At 71.0% G+C, this 15,332-nt stretch carries 14 protein-coding genes and 1 pseudogene; all 15 read right to left on the reverse strand.

The genetic code is table 11. The features are described from left to right. Positions 1-71: 71 nt before the first annotated feature. Positions 72-638, reverse strand: a complete 567-nt coding sequence (locus H0S67_RS14615) for a hypothetical protein (protein WP_180933638.1) — start codon at positions 636-638, stop codon at positions 72-74. Then, positions 620-4,174 carry a DNA polymerase III subunit alpha gene (gene dnaE, locus H0S67_RS14620; RefSeq protein WP_180933639.1) on the reverse strand — a complete coding sequence of 1,185 codons (3,555 nt, stop codon included), beginning with the start codon at positions 4,172-4,174 and terminating at the stop codon, positions 620-622. Before dnaE ends, H0S67_RS14615 begins: the two co-directional genes overlap by 19 nt. A 141-nt stretch (positions 4,175-4,315) precedes the next feature. Then, positions 4,316-5,047 carry a GNAT family N-acetyltransferase gene (locus tag H0S67_RS14625; RefSeq protein WP_180933640.1) on the reverse strand — a complete coding sequence of 244 codons (732 nt, stop codon included), beginning with the start codon at positions 5,045-5,047 and terminating at the stop codon, positions 4,316-4,318. Next, positions 5,034-5,890, reverse strand: a pseudogene (locus H0S67_RS14630) (RluA family pseudouridine synthase). Before H0S67_RS14630 ends, H0S67_RS14625 begins: the two are co-directional and overlap by 14 nt. Positions 5,891-5,967: 77 nt before the next feature. Beyond that, positions 5,968-6,462 carry a signal peptidase II gene (locus H0S67_RS14635; RefSeq protein WP_246354752.1) on the reverse strand — a complete coding sequence of 165 codons (495 nt, stop codon included), beginning with the start codon at positions 6,460-6,462 and terminating at the stop codon, positions 5,968-5,970. A 53-nt stretch (positions 6,463-6,515) separates the two neighbouring features. Beyond that, entirely contained in the window at positions 6,516-7,319 is an 804-nt protein-coding gene (locus tag H0S67_RS25445; RefSeq protein ID WP_180933642.1) for a TraR/DksA family transcriptional regulator, read from the reverse strand. Positions 7,320-7,496: 177 nt separating this feature from the next. Next, positions 7,497-8,237, reverse strand: coding sequence for a DivIVA domain-containing protein (locus H0S67_RS26795; protein WP_180933643.1), 741 nt, complete (start codon positions 8,235-8,237; stop codon positions 7,497-7,499). A gap of 63 nt (positions 8,238-8,300) precedes the next feature. Then, positions 8,301-8,591 carry a YggT family protein gene (locus tag H0S67_RS14650; protein ID WP_180933644.1) on the reverse strand — a complete coding sequence of 97 codons (291 nt, stop codon included), beginning with the start codon at positions 8,589-8,591 and terminating at the stop codon, positions 8,301-8,303. A gap of 11 nt (positions 8,592-8,602) precedes the next feature. Beyond that, a complete protein-coding gene (locus H0S67_RS14655) occupies positions 8,603-9,094 on the reverse strand; it encodes a cell division protein SepF (protein ID WP_180933645.1) in 492 nt (163 codons plus the stop codon). Positions 9,095-9,157: 63 nt separating this feature from the next. After that, positions 9,158-9,856, reverse strand: coding sequence for a YggS family pyridoxal phosphate-dependent enzyme (locus H0S67_RS14660; RefSeq protein ID WP_180933646.1), 699 nt, complete (start codon positions 9,854-9,856; stop codon positions 9,158-9,160). Then, on the reverse strand, positions 9,853-10,587 hold the full coding sequence (pgeF, locus tag H0S67_RS14665) for a peptidoglycan editing factor PgeF (protein WP_180933647.1): 735 nt from the start codon (positions 10,585-10,587) through the stop codon (positions 9,853-9,855). Before pgeF ends, H0S67_RS14660 begins: the two co-directional genes overlap by 4 nt. A 3-nt stretch (positions 10,588-10,590) precedes the next feature. Beyond that, positions 10,591-11,844, reverse strand: coding sequence for a cell division protein FtsZ (gene ftsZ, locus H0S67_RS14670; protein WP_180933648.1), 1,254 nt, complete (start codon positions 11,842-11,844; stop codon positions 10,591-10,593). Positions 11,845-12,068: 224 nt separating this feature from the next. Beyond that, the gene (locus tag H0S67_RS14675) at positions 12,069-12,836 is read right to left on the reverse strand and encodes a cell division protein FtsQ/DivIB (protein WP_180933649.1); all 768 of its coding nucleotides are present in this window, start codon (positions 12,834-12,836) and stop codon (positions 12,069-12,071) included. Beyond that, a complete protein-coding gene (gene murC, locus H0S67_RS14680; protein WP_180933650.1) occupies positions 12,829-14,247 on the reverse strand; it encodes a UDP-N-acetylmuramate--L-alanine ligase in 1,419 nt (472 codons plus the stop codon). Before murC ends, H0S67_RS14675 begins: the two co-directional genes overlap by 8 nt. Next, on the reverse strand, positions 14,244-15,326 hold the full coding sequence (murG, locus tag H0S67_RS14685; protein ID WP_219635721.1) for an undecaprenyldiphospho-muramoylpentapeptide beta-N-acetylglucosaminyltransferase: 1,083 nt from the start codon (positions 15,324-15,326) through the stop codon (positions 14,244-14,246). The genes murC and murG overlap by 4 nt, the downstream gene beginning before the upstream one ends. Positions 15,327-15,332 lie beyond the last annotated feature (6 nt).

A 15,332-nucleotide genomic window follows, 5' to 3' on the forward strand; every position in this document is an offset into this window, starting at 1 on the left:
TCGTGCCGAGCGACTTCTAGCGCCCGATCGATGCCTGTGCCGGCGGTGATCCTACCGGCAGAGGGGGTCGGTCAGCGGGCAGATTGCCGGAGCCGGGAGAACCCGAGGAAGACCACCGTCAGGCCGAGCAGCGCTCCCGCGGGGAAGGCTCGCAGCGCGCTCTTGCCGGACACCACGAGCGACCCGGGGATCCGGGTCTCGTCCTGGGCCGAGGCGGCGATGTGGTGCGGGTCGGCGGGTCCCAGCGCCGAGCCCACGTGCTGCATCACCCAGCCCGCCAGCAGCGCCCCTGCGACCACGGCCACCAGGGTCACCAGCTCCGAGCGGTCCAGCAGCAGCGCGACCACGGCGCCGGTGACCAGCCCCGCGACCACCGCCACCAACACGTAGGTGCCCGTGGCGGAGAAGTTCCCACGCAGGCCGGCCTCGTCCTGCAGCCACTGGTGGTGGACCGCCACCCCCACCGGAGGTGTCCACACCCACTCCCAGACCACGCCGGCCAGCGCACCCACGGCCGCGAAGATCGCGACGATGGCGACGGCCTGCACGGCGTACGGCAGCAGCAGCGACCATCCGCTGCGCGGCTCTCCGGCGGGCGCCGGGGCCGAGAGCGGCGCGGTCAGTTGTTGCTCAGACATCCAGGTCCCAGGAGGTGCTTCAGATCGGCGAAGAGCGCGGAGCTCGGGGTCACCCGCAGCCTATCGTCGAGGCGCATGACGGTCGTCGAGCTGCGGGTCATCAGCCGCAGCTGGACCTCGGTCATCCCGGGGTGGGAGCCGAGCACGTCGCGCAGCTGCTCGACCACCGGGGCGGTGCACCGGGTCGAGGGCAGGCTGATGACCACCGGTCCCGAGGGACCTTCGGTGAGGTCAGGGGCGCTGACCTCCTGTCCCATGATCTCGGGCTGGTCCTTGCTCCTGGAGAGCCGTCCCTTCACGGTGAGGATCGCGTCCTCGACGAGGTGGCTGCTGGCCAGCTGGTAGGCGCTGGGGAAGAGCAGCACGTCGATCGCGCCGTCGAGATCCTCGAGCGTCACCATCGCCCACGCGTCGCCGCGCTTGGTGATCTTGCGCTGCACCGAGGTGACCAGGCCGCTGACCGTGATCGGCGAGCCGTCGGCCCGCTCCTCGTCGAGCATCAGCTGGCCGATGCTGCAGTCGGACTCCTTGGTCAGCAGGTGCTCGAGGCCGAGCAGCGGGTGGTCGGAGACGTAGAGGCCGAGCATGTCGCGCTCGTGGCTGAGCAGGGTCATCTTGTCCCACTCGTCGATCTCGGGGATGGCCACCGAGATGCCGAAGCCTCCACCCGCGTCGTCGTCGAGCCCGCCGAAGAGGGAGTCCTGGCCGATCGCCTCGTTGCGCTTGATGTCGACGTACTGGTCGACCGCGGTCTCGTGGATCGCCACCAGGGCGCGACGCTTGTGCTTCATGTCGTCGAAGGCACCGGCCTTGACCAGCGACTCGATGACCCGCTTGTTGCAGACGTGCGCCGGGACCTTCTCCATGAAGTCGTTGAAGTCGGCGTAGCGGCCCTTCTCCTCGCGCCCCGCCACGATGCCGTCGACGACGTTGCCGCCGACGTTGCGGATCGCGGTCAGGCCGAAACGGATGTCGCGGCCGACCGGGGTGAAGTTGGACGCCGACTCGTTCACGTCCGGAGGGAGCACCTGGATCTTCATCCGCCGGCACTCGTTGAGGTAGATCGCCGACTTGTCCTTGTCGTCCTTGGTCGACGTCAGCAGCGCGGCCATGTACTCGGCCGGGTAGTTGGCCTTGAGGTAGGCCGTCCAGTAGGACACCAGGCCGTACGCCGCGGAGTGCGCCTTGTTGAACGCGTAGTCGGAGAAGGGCAGCAGGATGTCCCAGAGCGTCTTGACCGCGGCCATGGAGTAGCCGCGCTCCTGCATGCCGGCGGAGAAGCCGGCGAACTGCTTGTCCAGCTCCTCCTTCTTCTTCTTGCCCATCGCGCGGCGCAGGATGTCGGCCTGGCCCAGCGTGTAGCCCGCGAGCTTCTGGGCGATCGCCATGACCTGCTCCTGGTAGACGATCAGGCCGTAGGTCTCCCCCAGGATGTCCGCGAGCGGCTCGGCCAGCTCGGGGTGGATCGGCTCGACCGGCTCGCGACCGGTCTTGCGGCGGGCGTACTTGTTGTGGGAGTCCGCACCCATCGGGCCCGGACGGTAGAGCGCGCCGACCGCGGAGATGTCCGCGAAGGTGTCGGGCCGCATCGAGCGCAGCAGGGCGCGCATCGGGCCGCCGTCGAGCTGGAAGACACCCAGGGTGTCGCCGCGCTGGAGCAGCTTGTAGGTCGCCTCGTCGGTGAGCGAGAGCTCCTCGAGGACCACGTCCTCGTCGCGGTTGGCCTTGATGTTCTTGACCGCGTCGTCGAGGACCGTGAGGTTGCGCAGCCCCAGGAAGTCCATCTTGATCAGGCCGAGGGTCTCGCAGGTCGGGTAGTCGAACTGCGTGATCATCGCGCCGTCGGCGGGCCGCTTGAGCATGGGGATGATGTCGAGCAGCGGCTCGCTGGACATGATGACGCCGGCCGCGTGCACGCCCCACTGGCGCTTGAGGCCCTCGATGCCGATGGCGGTGTCGACGACCCGCTTGACGTCGTTGTCCCCGTCGTAGAGAGCGCGGAACTCCCCGCCCTCGCCGTAGCGCTTGTGGCCGCTGTCGAAGATGTCCTTGAGCGGGACGTCCTTGCCCATGACGGCGGCCGGCATCGCCTTGGTGATCCGGTCACCCATGGCGAACGGGTAGCCGAGGATCCGGCTGGAGTCCTTGACCGCCTGCTTGGCCTTGATGGTGCCGTAGGTGACGATCATCGAGACCCGGTCGTCGCCGTACTTCTCGGTGACGTAGCGGATCACCTCGCCGCGCCGGCGCTCGTCGAAGTCGATGTCGAAGTCGGGCATCGAGACGCGGTCGGGGTTGAGGAAGCGCTCGAAGATCAGCCCGTGCTGGAGCGGGTCGAGGTCGGTGATGCGCATCGCGTAGGCGACCATCGAGCCCGCACCGGAGCCGCGCCCGGGACCCACGCGGATGCCGTTGTCCTTGGCCCAGTTGATGAAGTCGGCGACGACCAGGAAGTAGCCGGGGAAGCCCATCTGGGTGATGACCCCGACCTCGAAGTCGGCCTGCTTGCGGACCGCGTCGGGGATGCCGTCGGGGTAGCGGAACCGCAGCCCCTTCTCGACCTCCTTGACCAGCCAGGAGTCCTCGTTCTCCCCCGGCGGGCAGGGGAAGCGCGGCATGTAGGTGCCGTTGCCCTCGGTGAAGGAGACGTCGCAGCGCTCGGCGATCAGCAGCGTGTTGTCGCAGGCCTCCGGGAGGTCACGCCACAGGTCGCGCATCTCCGCGGCGGACTTGATGTAGTAGCCGTCGCCGTTGAAGGCGAACCGCTGCCCCGGGCCGTCGCCCGCCGGGATGTCCATCGTGCTGCCGGAGTTGATGCAGAGCAGGTGCTCCTGGGAGGGGGCGTCCTCGCGGTTGACGTAGTGGGAGTCGTTGGTGGCCAGGAGCGGGATCTGGAGGTCCTTGGCCAGCCGCAGCAGCCCGTCGCGCACCCGGGTCTCGATGGAGAGCCCGTGGTCCATCAGCTCGAGGAAGTAGTTCTCCCGGCCGAGGATGTCCTGGAAGTCGGCGGCGGCCTTGCGGGCGGCGTCGTACTGCCCGTAGCGCAGGTGCACCTGCACCTCGCCCGACGGGCAGCCGGTCGTGCCGATGATGCCCTTGGCGTGCTGGGCCAGCAGCTCGCGGTCCATCCGGGGGTGCTTGAAGAACCCGTCCCGCCAGGCGCCCGTCGAGAGCCGGAACAGGTTGTGCATGCCCTCGGTGGACTCCGAGAGCAGCGTCATGTGGGTGTAGGCACCACGCGCCGAGACGTCGTCGGAGCCGCCGTCGTAGAAGTTGACGCCCTTGCGCTCGAAGCGGGAGATGTTGGGCGCGAAGTAGGCCTCGATGCCGATGATCGGCTTGACCCCGGCCGCCTTCGCCTTCTTGTAGAACTCGTAGGCACCGAAGACGTTGCCGTGGTCGGTCATGGCCACGGCCGGCATCCCGAGCTCGGCCGCACGCTCGGTCAGCGCTCCCAGTCGCGCCGCACCGTCGAGCATGGAGTACTCGGTGTGGACGTGGAGGTGGACGAAGGAGTCCTGTGAACCTGTCGCCATCGTCTCGGGGCGCTCCTCGAGGTGAGTCGTTCGGGCATGCAGCATCGGCCACGGCCGGTGGCATGGCTTCGATCCTGGGGAAGGCCGCCAGCCTACGCGAACCGTGGAACCCATGGTGGCAGGGCGCACCGACAGTCCGGATCAGCAGGTGCCGGGGTCCGACCTGGCCGCGTCGACGCTCTCGGTCACGACCACGCGCACGATCCTGGCGAGCCGCTCGGGCCCGAGCTCGGGGACGCGCGCCGCGATCGACTCAGCGATCTCCCGCTCCCGCGGGTGCGGAGCGTCGGCACCGCCGTCGTACGCCAGCTCGGCCCGGGTGAGGGCCACCCGGCGGGCCAGCAGGTCGCCGAGCTGCTCGTCGACCTCCTCGACCATCCGGCCGAAGAAGGCCTGCGGGTCGGCGCCCGGCCAGGCCATCCGGATGTCGGGAGCCCGCTCCTCGTTCCCCGAACCGTCGGTGCGCTCGAGCTCGACGAGCCCGTGACGGGCGTAGAACCTCCGGGCGCCGGCGTTGCTCTCGAAGACCCACAGCGCGAAACCGTCGGGCCGCAGCGACTTGACCAGGTCGAGCAGCACTGTCCCGACACCCTGCCCCTTGCTGTCCGCCCGGATGAAGAGGTGGTCCAGCCAGACGGCGTCGATCAACGCGTAGCCGAGGATCTCCCCCGAGCGCTCGGCCACCCAGACCTCGCGGTCGGGCCGGGCCAGCTGAGCGGTGAACCAGGCCAGGTCCTCGGCCGGGGTGTGGACGGCGGGAGGCATCTGCGGGATCGCCGCGAGCCGGGCGGCCGTGTAGAGCGGGGCGATCGAGGCGGCGTCGTCGGAGTCGGCCCGCCGCAGGGTGAGGTCGAGCTCGTCAGTCGGCGTCACGGATGACCTCGAGCGCGTGGGCGAGGTCGTCGGGGTAGGTCGACTCGTACTCCACGTGCTCACCGGTGTCGGGGTGCTCGAAGCCCAGGCGTACGGCGTGCAGCCACTGCCGCTCGAGCCCGACCCGTCGCGCGAGCACCGGATCGGCACCGTAGGTCAGGTTCCGACGCAGGGGTGCTTCAGCGCCGCCATGTGCACCCGGATCTGGTGGGTCCGCCCGGTCTCGAGGTGGACCTCCAGCAGGCTCGCGAAGCGGTGCGCCTCGAGGGTCTCGTAGTGGGTGACGCTGTGTCGTCCGTCGGCCATCACCGCGAACTTGTAGTCGGCCTTCGGGTGCCGGCCGATCGGGGCGTCGATCGTGCCCTCGAGCGGGTCCGGGTAGCCCTGGACGAGCGCGTGGTAGGTCTTGTCGACCGTCCGCTGGCGGAAGGCGTTCTTGAGCAGCGAGTAGGCGTGCTCGGACTTGCAGATCACCATCACGCCGGAGGTGCCGACGTCGAGGCGCTGCACGATGCCCTGCCGCTCGGAGGCGCCGCTGGTCGCGATCCGGAAGCCGGCGCCGGCCAGGTGCCCGACGACGGTCGGGCCGGACCAGCCCGGGGACGGGTGCACGGCCACGCCCACGGGCTTGTCGATGACCACGATGGAGTCGTCGTCGTGGATGATCTTGATGCCCTCGACGATCTCGGGGACGACGGCCAGCGGGTCGGTGGTGACCGGGATCGTCACGTCGATCAGCGCACCGGGCAGCACCCGGTCGCTCTTGCCGATCTCGGCACCGTCGAGGAGGACGTGTCCCTCGGCGATCAGGTCCGCGGCGCGGGTGCGCGAGAGCCCGAACATCCGGGCCAGGGCGGCGTCGACCCGCTCCCCCGCGAGACCGTCGGGCACCGGCAGCACGCGGTGGTCTGAGCCGGCGGTCACTCCGGCTCCTCCCGGCGGTCCGAGGTGGGCAGGCCGTTGATCCGGATGCCGCGGGAGGCCTGGACGAGGATGAGGACGGCCGCCACGTTGATGCACATGTCGGCGACGTTGAAGACCGGCCAGTGCGGGAGCATCACGAAGTCGATGACGTGGCCGCGCATCGGCCCCGGAGACCGGAAGAGGCGGTCGGTGAGGTTGCCGCAGACGCCGGCGAGCAGCAGGCCCAGCGCGACCGCCCAGCCCACGCTGCCGACGCGGCGGCTGAGCCAGATGACGACCAGCACGGCCACCATCGCCACGCAGGTCAGCGCCACGGTGTACTCCGTGCCGGTGCTGAACGCCGCGCCCGCGTTGCGGGTCAGGTGCAGGACCAGCAGCTCGCCCACGACGTCCACGTCGGGACGACCGGAGAGCTGCGAGACCGCGAGCAGCTTGGTCACCAGGTCGATGACGTACGCCGTGGCGGCGACGGCCGCGAACAGCAGGGTCAACCGCGCTCGCCGAGAGCTCGGGTTGCCGGTCGGGTGGGGGTCTGTGGTGTCGCTCAGCGACGTTCCTCGCGCTGCTTGCATGTCATGCACAGTGTGGCACGCGGGAAGGCCATGAGCCGCATCTTGCCGATGGGGTTGCCGCAGGACTCGCACACGCCGTACGTGCCGTCGTCGATGCGCCCGAGGGCACGCTCGATCTGGGCCAGCTTGTCGCGCTCGTTGTTGAGCACGGTCAGCTCGTGGTCGCGCTCGAAGCTCGTGGCGCCGAGGTCGGCCTGGTCGTGGCCGGCGCCGTCGCCGGCGTCGCGCATCAGGCCCGAGAGCTCCGACTCCTGCTGGGTGATGATCTGGGTGCTGTGCTCACGCTGCTCGTGCAGCTCGGCCAGGACCTCGGCGAGCTCGGCCTTGGTCCAGGCCTGCTCCCCTTCCTTGACCACGAGGGCGCTCATGGGGGCCTTCTTCGCCGGAGAGGCCTTCTTGGCAGCCGTCTTCCTGGTGGCAGGCGCTGCCGCCTTCTTCTCCGGAGCGGCCTTCTTGGCGGCCGGGGCCGCCTTCTTCGCCGCAGCAGCCCTGGTGGCCGGCGCCGCCTTCTTCGCCGGAGCAGCCTTGGTGGGCGCGGCCTTCTTCGCAGCGGGCGCGGCCTTCTTGGCGGGGGCAGCCGTCTTGGCCGGAGCGGCCTTGGTGGCGGGCGCGGCCTTCTTGGCCGGCGCGGCCTTCGCGGTGGGGGCCTTCTTGGCGGCCGTCCTGGTGGTGGACGACGGCGCCTGCTCGGCCGAGACGGCGGAGCGACGCCCGGTCAGCTTGCGGGCGGCCGAGGCGGCCTGGCCGGCAATCGACTTCCTGGTGCTGCGTGCCATGAAGAGGGCCTCCTCGGGCCGGGACACGTGTGGCGGGAGCCACAGTGTTGAGGGAGGGTAGCCGCTCATGACAAGCGACTCCAAGGAGCCACACCGACAAATGGGTACGGCCGGCCCCACCTGGGGCCGGCCGTGCCGGTGGATCAGGTGTCCCGGGGTGTCCCCCGGGACCGGCGATCAGCCGTCGTCCTCGCCGAGGATCGACCGCAGCCGCTTCGGCGCGGGCTGCTCGTCGGAGGGCGCCGAGGTCTCGGACGAGCCCTTGAGGGCCTCGAGCTGCTGGGTGAAGTAGCTCTTGAGGCGGGAGCGGTACTCGCGCTCGAAGGAGCGGAGGTTCTCCACCTCGGAGTTGAGCTTGTCGCGCTCCTTCTCGAGGTCGCCGAACATCTGCTGGCGGCGCTCCGCGGTCTCGGAGTCGAGCATCTGGGCGCGAGTGCGGGCGTCCGCCTCGACGCGGTCGGCCTTGCCCTTGGACTCGTGCTCGAGGCGCTCTGCCTTGGTGCGGGCCTCGCCGACGATCTTGTCGGCCTCGTTCTTGGCCTCCTCGACGAGCTCGTCAGCGTTGCGCGTGGCGATCTCGAGCAGGCGTGCGGCAGCGTTCGACGCCTGCGGGACGGTCTCGACCCGAATGGTCTCGACCGGGCTCGCAGCGACCACGGGCTCCGGGGCACGGACCGGCTCGGGTGCACGAACCGGCTCGGGGGCCTTCTCCACCTTCGGCGGCTCGGGAGCCTTCTCGACGGGGGCGCCCTGAGCCGAGGACAACTTCGACCGCAGGTCGTCGTTCTCCTTCGTGAGCCGCGCGAGCTCGGCCTCCACCTCGTCGAGGAACTGGTCGACCTCCCCCATGTCGTACCCCTCGCGGAGTCGGACGGGAGTAAAGCGCTTGTTGCTCACGTCCTCAGGCGTCAGCGGCATGACCTCACCCATTCAATAGTCGCAGTAAAACAACTGTCGGTCGAACAATAGCGCTTGCGGAGATCAGAAGAAGATCCCACGGTTGATGCGCAACAACACGTATGCACTGATCATCACTATCAGGAAACTCAGGTCCAGCGAGACACTGCCCAGTCGCAACGGCGGAATCACCCGGCGCAGAGCGCGAATCGGTGGATCGGTGATCGAGTAGACCACCTCCAGCAGGACCAGCAGCGGGCCGTGCGGGCTCCAGGAGCGCGCGAAGACCTGGACCCAGTCCACGACGAAGCGGATCCACAGCAGGGCGATGAAGAACCACAGCAGGCCCTCGATGACCTGTCCGGCTATGTGCACGTGTGACGGCCCTAGCTCTGGTTGAAGAAACCGCCCTCGGCGATCCGCTGCTTGTCCTCGGCGGCGACCGTGACATTCGGCGGGGAGAGCAGGAAGACCTTGTTGGTCACCCGCTCGATCGTGCCACGCGTCGCAAACACCAGTCCGGCAGCGAAGTCGACGAGACGCTTGGCGTCGTTGTCGTCCATCTCCGAGAGATTCATGATCACCGGCGTTCCCTCGCGGAAGTTCTCACCGACGGTGCGAGCCTCGTTGTAGGTGCGCGGGTGCAGGGTCGTGATGCGGGACAATTCGGCTACCACTCCGGTGGGTGCCGGTGCCGGACGACGGCGCTCGGCGAGGTCGGACACGGGGGCGGGGCGCGGCTCACGCGCCTGCGGGGCGCGAGCCGGCGCCACGACCGGAACGTCCTGGGTCTCGTACTCGCCGTCGTAGTCGTCGTACCGGCCGGTGTCCTCGAGCAGGCCGAGGTACTCGCCGATCTTGCGCATCGCGCCGCTCATGACTGTTGTCCTCCGGTGATCAGAAGCCCCCGGCATCCGGGCGCTGTCTTGGTGGTTGTGACCCTACTTGACACGGGGCCTCGATCCGAGGATCGCGCTGCCGACACGCACGTGTGTCGCACCGGCCCGCACGGCCTCCTCGAGGTCCCCGCTCATCCCCGCCGACAGCCAGTCCGCGGCGGGGTGTGCAGCCGTGAAGTCGTGCCTGATCCGGGCCAGCTCGGCGAAGGCACGCGCCGGGTCCTCGCCCAGCGGCGCGACGGCCATCAGACCGCGCAGCCGCAGGGGTGGGGCTTCCTCCACGGCCCGGGCCAGGTCGTCGAGGTCCCCCGGGTCGGCACCGGCCCGGCCGGACGCGCCGGGCGGGTCGAGGCTCACCTGGAGCAGGCAGTCGAGGGGCTCCGACCGCTCGTGGGCACCACGGGCGAGCGGGCTGACGAGCTTGACCCGGTCGACCGACTCGACGACGTGGGAGTACGCCGCGACCGCGGCCGCCTTGTTGCTCTGCAGCCCGCCGATGAAGTGCCACCGCAGCCCCAGGTCGGCACACTCGGCCGCCTTGGACTGTGCCTCCTGGTGACGGTTCTCCCCCACGTCGGTGACGCCGAGCTCGGCCAGCATCCGCACGTCGGAGGGCGGGAAGAACTTGGTGACGACGACCAGGCACACCTCGCCGGGGTCCCGCCCCGACTCCGAGCAGGCGCCCTCGATGCGGCCACGCACGGTGGCGAGGTTCGCGGCGATCTCGTCGCGGCGGCTCATGGATTTACCCCCGCCCGGCGCAGCCGCACCAGCCCGGCCAGCCTGCCGGCGCCCTCGCCGTCGCGGCGGTAGGAGTAGAGGTCGCTGGATTCGCGGGTGCACCTCGACACGTCCACGACCTCGACGCCGGCGCGGTGCAGCTGGGCGCGGACGCCGGCACCGATGTCGAGCGCGGGCGTCCCCCAGGACGTGGTGGCGCGGCTGGCGGGCTCGAGCGCGGCCACCTCCGCCTGCATCGCCCCCGGGACCTCGTAGCAGGCGCCGCACACGTGCGGCCCGATCCACGCGGTGACGGACTCGGCTCCCAGCTCACGCATCGCCTCGACGGTGCGGACCACGACCCCGGCGGCCAGGCCCGGCCGCCCCGAGTGTGCGGCACCGATCACACCGGCGACGGGATCGGCCAGCAGGACGGGGACGCAGTCGGCGGCACGCACCATCAGGACGACGTCCGGGCGGTCGGTGACGATGCCGTCGGCCTCCGGCCGAGTCGCCGACGGCTCGTCGGTGACGACGTGCACACGCGCCCCGTGGACCTGGTGCAGGTCGGCCAGCGCCGCACCCGGCGCGAAGTCCTCGAGCACCAGGCGAAGGTTCTCGGCCCGGGCGACCTCGTCGTCCGCACCGGTGAGGGCGAGGTTGAGGGAGTCGAAGGGCACGCCGCTGACCCCGCCGAACCTGTCCGTGAAGGCCAGGTCGACGGGGCCGAGGGCGTCGCGGTGGGTGTACACCCGTCACTTCAGGAAGTCGGGCACGTCCAGGTCGTCGTCGTCGAACTGGACCTGGCGGGGCTGCCGCGGCGGCTGGCTGGGCTGGGTGGGCTGGCTCGCCGGGCTGGGCTGGGTGGGCTGGCTCACGGGAGCCTGCTCGCGACGCTCGGTCGTCGGCACCGGGTTGGAGGACCGGAACGAGACACCCTGGGACGCCTTCTCCTCGGGCCGGCGGGTCGCCACCTGGGCGGCCGCGGACCGCGTCTCCTCCTGGCTCTGCAGAGGCTTCGGCTCGCGACGCAGCACCGTGCCCTCGTCGCGCTTCTTGGGCTGGCCGCCGTCGAAGCCGGCTGCGATGACCGTCACGCGGACCTCGTCACCGAGGGCGTCGTCGATGGTGGCACCGAAGATGATGTTGGCCTCGGCGTGCGCGGCCTGGGCGACCAGGGCGGCCGCCTCGTTGATCTCGAACAGGCCCAGGTCCGAGCCGCCCGCGATCGAGAGCAGCACGCCGTACGCGCCGTCGATGGAGGCCTCGAGCAGCGGGCTGGAGACGGCCATCTCGGCGGCCGCCACGGCACGGTCCTCACCGCGGGCCGAGCCGATGCCCATGAGCGCCGAGCCGGCGTCGGCCATGACCGACTTCACGTCGGCGAAGTCGAGGTTGATCAGGCCCGGCGTGGTGATCAGGTCGGTGATGCCCGAGACGCCCTGGAGGAGCACCTGGTCGGCCTGCTTGAAGGCGTCGAGCACCGAGACGTTGCGGTCGCTGATCGAGAGCAGCCGGTCGTTCGGGATGACGATGAGGGTGTCAACCTCCTCGCGCAGCCGGGCGATCCCCTCCTCGGCGGAGTTGGCGCGGCGACGACCCTCGAAGGCGAACGGGCGGGTCACGACGCCGATGGTCAGGGCCCCGAGCGAGCGGGCGATGCGGGCCACGACGGGCGCGCCACCGGTGCCGGTGCCGCCACCCTCGCCGGCGGTCACGAAGACCATGTCGGCGCCCTTGATGACCTCTTCGATCTCGTCGGCATGGTCCTCGGCGGCCCTTGCCCCCACGTCGGGGTTGGCGCCGGCACCGAGGCCGCGCGTCAGCTCGCGGCCGATGTCGAGCTTCACGTCGGCGTCGCTCATGAGGAGGGCCTGTGCGTCGGTGTTGATCGCGATGAACTCGACGCCCTTGAGCCCGACCTCGATCATCCGGTTGACGGCGTTGACACCGCCACCACCGATGCCAACGACCTTGATGATGGCCAGGTAGTTCTGCGCTGCTGCCACGGCGGATTCGCCTCTCGCTGATCGTGTCCGGTTCCTCGGACGACTTCGGGTCTGTGCTCTGTGGGAAGTGACTTTCACAAACTCTGACCCTCAGGCTGAGGGTTATAGTTATGTCAACCTCGTCGTGGTCACGAGAGTAGGCAGGGATCACTCTGGAATCGCGCAGACACGCCCACGAGGCATGGAACCGCCTTGTTCTTCCGGTGATTCCGCAGAGCGCCGGGTCAGCGGGTGGTGGGCTGACCGGGGACGCTGACGTCGTACTCCTGGGCCTGCTTGGCCTGGAGCAAGGCGGAGATGACCTCGGCCTTGAGCGCGGACTCGTCCGCGCTCCCCCACCGCACGACGCGTCCGTCGCGCAGGACGAGTGAGATCTGGTCGACGGTCTCGACCTCGACGTGGTCGACCCGCTGCGCCAGGTCCGCGGGCAGGGCGGCGACCACCCGGGCCGCCTCCTGGAGCGCGTCGCTGCGGGTCTCGGCCGTCGTCTGGACGTGCGGCAGGCCGGGCGGGGCCTGGCGGTAGTCGCGGAAGACCACCCCGTCGGCGTCCATGCCGCGCAGCCGGCCGCCGATCTCGACGACCGCGACGGCGGTGCGCTCGTGCACCCGGATCAGGACCTGGTCCGGCCACTCCCGGCTGACGTCGGCGGACCGCACGACGGCGAGGGCCTCCACGCGGGCCCGGATCGTGTCGAGGTCCAACCGGGCCAGCGGCTCGCCCGACGGGACCTTCGCCACCGACCGGATCTGGCTGGTCCCGGCAGTGGTGGCGCCGGTGACCTCGACGCCCTTCACGGCGAGCAGGGAGGAGAAGTAGACCGCCCACACGCCGGCGGCGACGAGGGCGACCAGCAGCAGGACGGCCACGACGGGCTTCCAGGTGAGCCAGCGGCGGGCCCACTGCCGGCGGGTGAACCGGCGGCGGCTGCGCAGCGCGCTGCGGTCGGGCGGCGCCTCCTCGGCGCCGGGTCGGCGCACGGGGCTACGCATCGGCTCCGCCCAGCAGCTCGAGCACGCGCGGCCCGAGCTGGGTGACGCTGCCTGCGCCCAGGGTCAGCACCAGGTCACCGGGGCGCGCCCGGGACACCAGCTCGGCCGGCACGGCGTCGAAGTCGGCGACGAACGCGACGTGCTCCGGCGCGAGGGGCACGGCGTCGGCCACCAGCGCGCCCGTGACCTCGGGGTCGGCGTCCTCGCGGGCGAGGTAGACGTCGAGGACGACCACGTCGTCGGCTGCTCCGAGGGCTTCGCCCATGGCCGCGCCGAAGATCCGGGTGCGCGAGACCAGGTGCGGCTGGAAGGCGACCAGGAGCCGTCCCTCCCCCGCGACCGCGCGGGCAGCCTGCAGGTCGCCCACGATCTCCACCGGGTGGTGGGCGTAGCTGTCGTAGACGCGCACGCCACCGGCCTCGCCCTTGCGCTCCATGCGCCGACCGGTGCCGGTGAACTCCCCCAGCCCACGCGCCAGCTCGTCGAAGCCGAAGCCGAGGCGCAGCCCGAGCACCAGGGCACCCGCGGCGTCGAGGGCGTAGTGCCGCCCCGGCACCTGGAGCGAGACGCGACCGAGGGTGCGACCGTCCTCCTCGACCTCGAACGTCGACTCTTTGGCACTCACCTCGAGCCCGGTCATCCTGACGTCGCAGCCGGCCGCCTCGCCGACCGTCACGACCTCGAGTCCCCGGGCGCGCCCCACGTCCGCCAGCGCGGCCGCGCCGGGGTCGTCGGCGCAGAGCACCAGCAGGCCGCCGTCCTCGATCGTGCCGACGAAGTCGGTGAACGCCGTGCGGTAGGCCTCCTCGGTGCCCCACACGTCGAGGTGGTCGGCGTCGACGTTGGTGACCAGGGCGGCGCTGGGGGTGTAGACGAGGAAGGCTCCGTCGCTCTCGTCGGCCTCGGCGACGAAGAGGTCGCCCGAGCCGGCGTCGGCGTTGCGACCGGTGGCCGCGAGCACGCCCCCGATGGCGTACGTCGGGTCCGCGTCCGTGGCGCGCAGCGCCATCGTGAGCAGCGAGGTGGTCGTGGTCTTGCCGTGGGTGCCGGCGACCGCGAGGACACGGCGGTCCGCCATGACCGACTTCAGCCCTGCCGAGCGCGGCAGGATCCGCAACCCGCGGGCCTGTCCCTCCACCACCTCGGGGTTGGTCTCGCGCGCGGCCGTCGTGACCACGAGCGTGTCGGCGTCGCCCACGTGCGAGGCGTCGTAGGACAGATGCACGGGAACACCGAGCTCACGCACCGACGCGAGGAACGGGGTGTCGTTGTCGTCGCTGCCGCTGACCTCGACGCCCTGCCGGGCCATGATCCGGGCGATGCCGGACAGCGCGGCGCCACCGATGCCGACGAAGTGGACCCGGCCGAGCTCGGACGCCGGAGGGATGACGGTGGGGACCGGGATCCTCATCGCGCTCCTCCCGCCGCCTCGACGATGATCCGGGCCAGCTCGTCGTCGGCGTCGCGCGGGACCAGCGCGGCAGCCGCCGTCCCCATCCGGGCGAGCCGCTCGGGGTCGTTGGCGAGGCCGGGCACCGTGGCGGCGACCCACTCGGGGGTGACGGCCGCGTCGCCGACCAGGAGGCCGCCTCCGGCGTCGACCAGCGGTCGGACGTTGTGGTCCTGCTCCCCGTTGCCGATCGGGAGCGGGACGTAGATGCCGGGGAGCCCGGTCGCGGCGGCCTCGGTGACGCTGTTGGCTCCGCCCCGGCAGACCACCAGGTCGGCGGCGGCGTAGGCGAGGTCCATCCGGTCGACGAACTCGAGCACGACGTAGGGGACCTCCGTCGCCTCCGGCTCGGCGCCGCCGTGCTTGCCCTGGACGTGCAGCACCTGGACGCCGGCGTCGGCCAGCGCCCGGGCGGACGCGGACACGGCCCGGTTGAGGCGGGTGGCGCCCTGCGAGCCACCGGTCACCAGCAGGGTGGGACGGTCGGGGTCGAGACCGAAGAAGGCTCGTGCCTCCGCCCGGCTCGCGGCCCGGTCGAGGGTCGAGATCATCCGTCGGATCGGCAGGCCGACGTACTCCGCCCGCGGCAGCGGCGTGTCGGGGAAGCTCACCGCGACGCGCTGGGCGAGCCGGGCACCGAGCTTGTTCGCGAGCCCGGGCAGGGCGTTCTGCTCGTGCACCACCAGCGGCAGCTTGCGGCGGCGGGCGGCGAGGTACGCCGGCACCGAGACGTAGCCGCCGTAGCCGACGACGACGTCCGGACGCACCCGGTCTAGCACCTCGTTGGTGGCCTTGACCGCGCCCCGGAGCCGCGCGGGCACCTTGACCAGGTCGGCGTTGGGCCGGCGCGGCATGGGCACCGGCGGGATCAGCTCGAGCGGGTAGCCGGCCTCGGGCACCACCCGGGTCTCGAGGCCCCGCGGGGTGCCGAGACAGGTGATCTCGACGTCGGGGACCAGCCGGCGCAACGCGTCGGCCGTGGCGAGCAGGGGCGAGGTGTGGCCGGCGGTACCGCCGCCGGCGAGGAGAACGCGCATCAGGGAAAA

Origin of the sequence: Nocardioides ungokensis (genome assembly GCF_013466985.1) — a bacterium.
Taxonomy (GTDB): Bacteria; Actinomycetota; Actinomycetes; order Propionibacteriales; family Nocardioidaceae; genus Nocardioides; species Nocardioides ungokensis.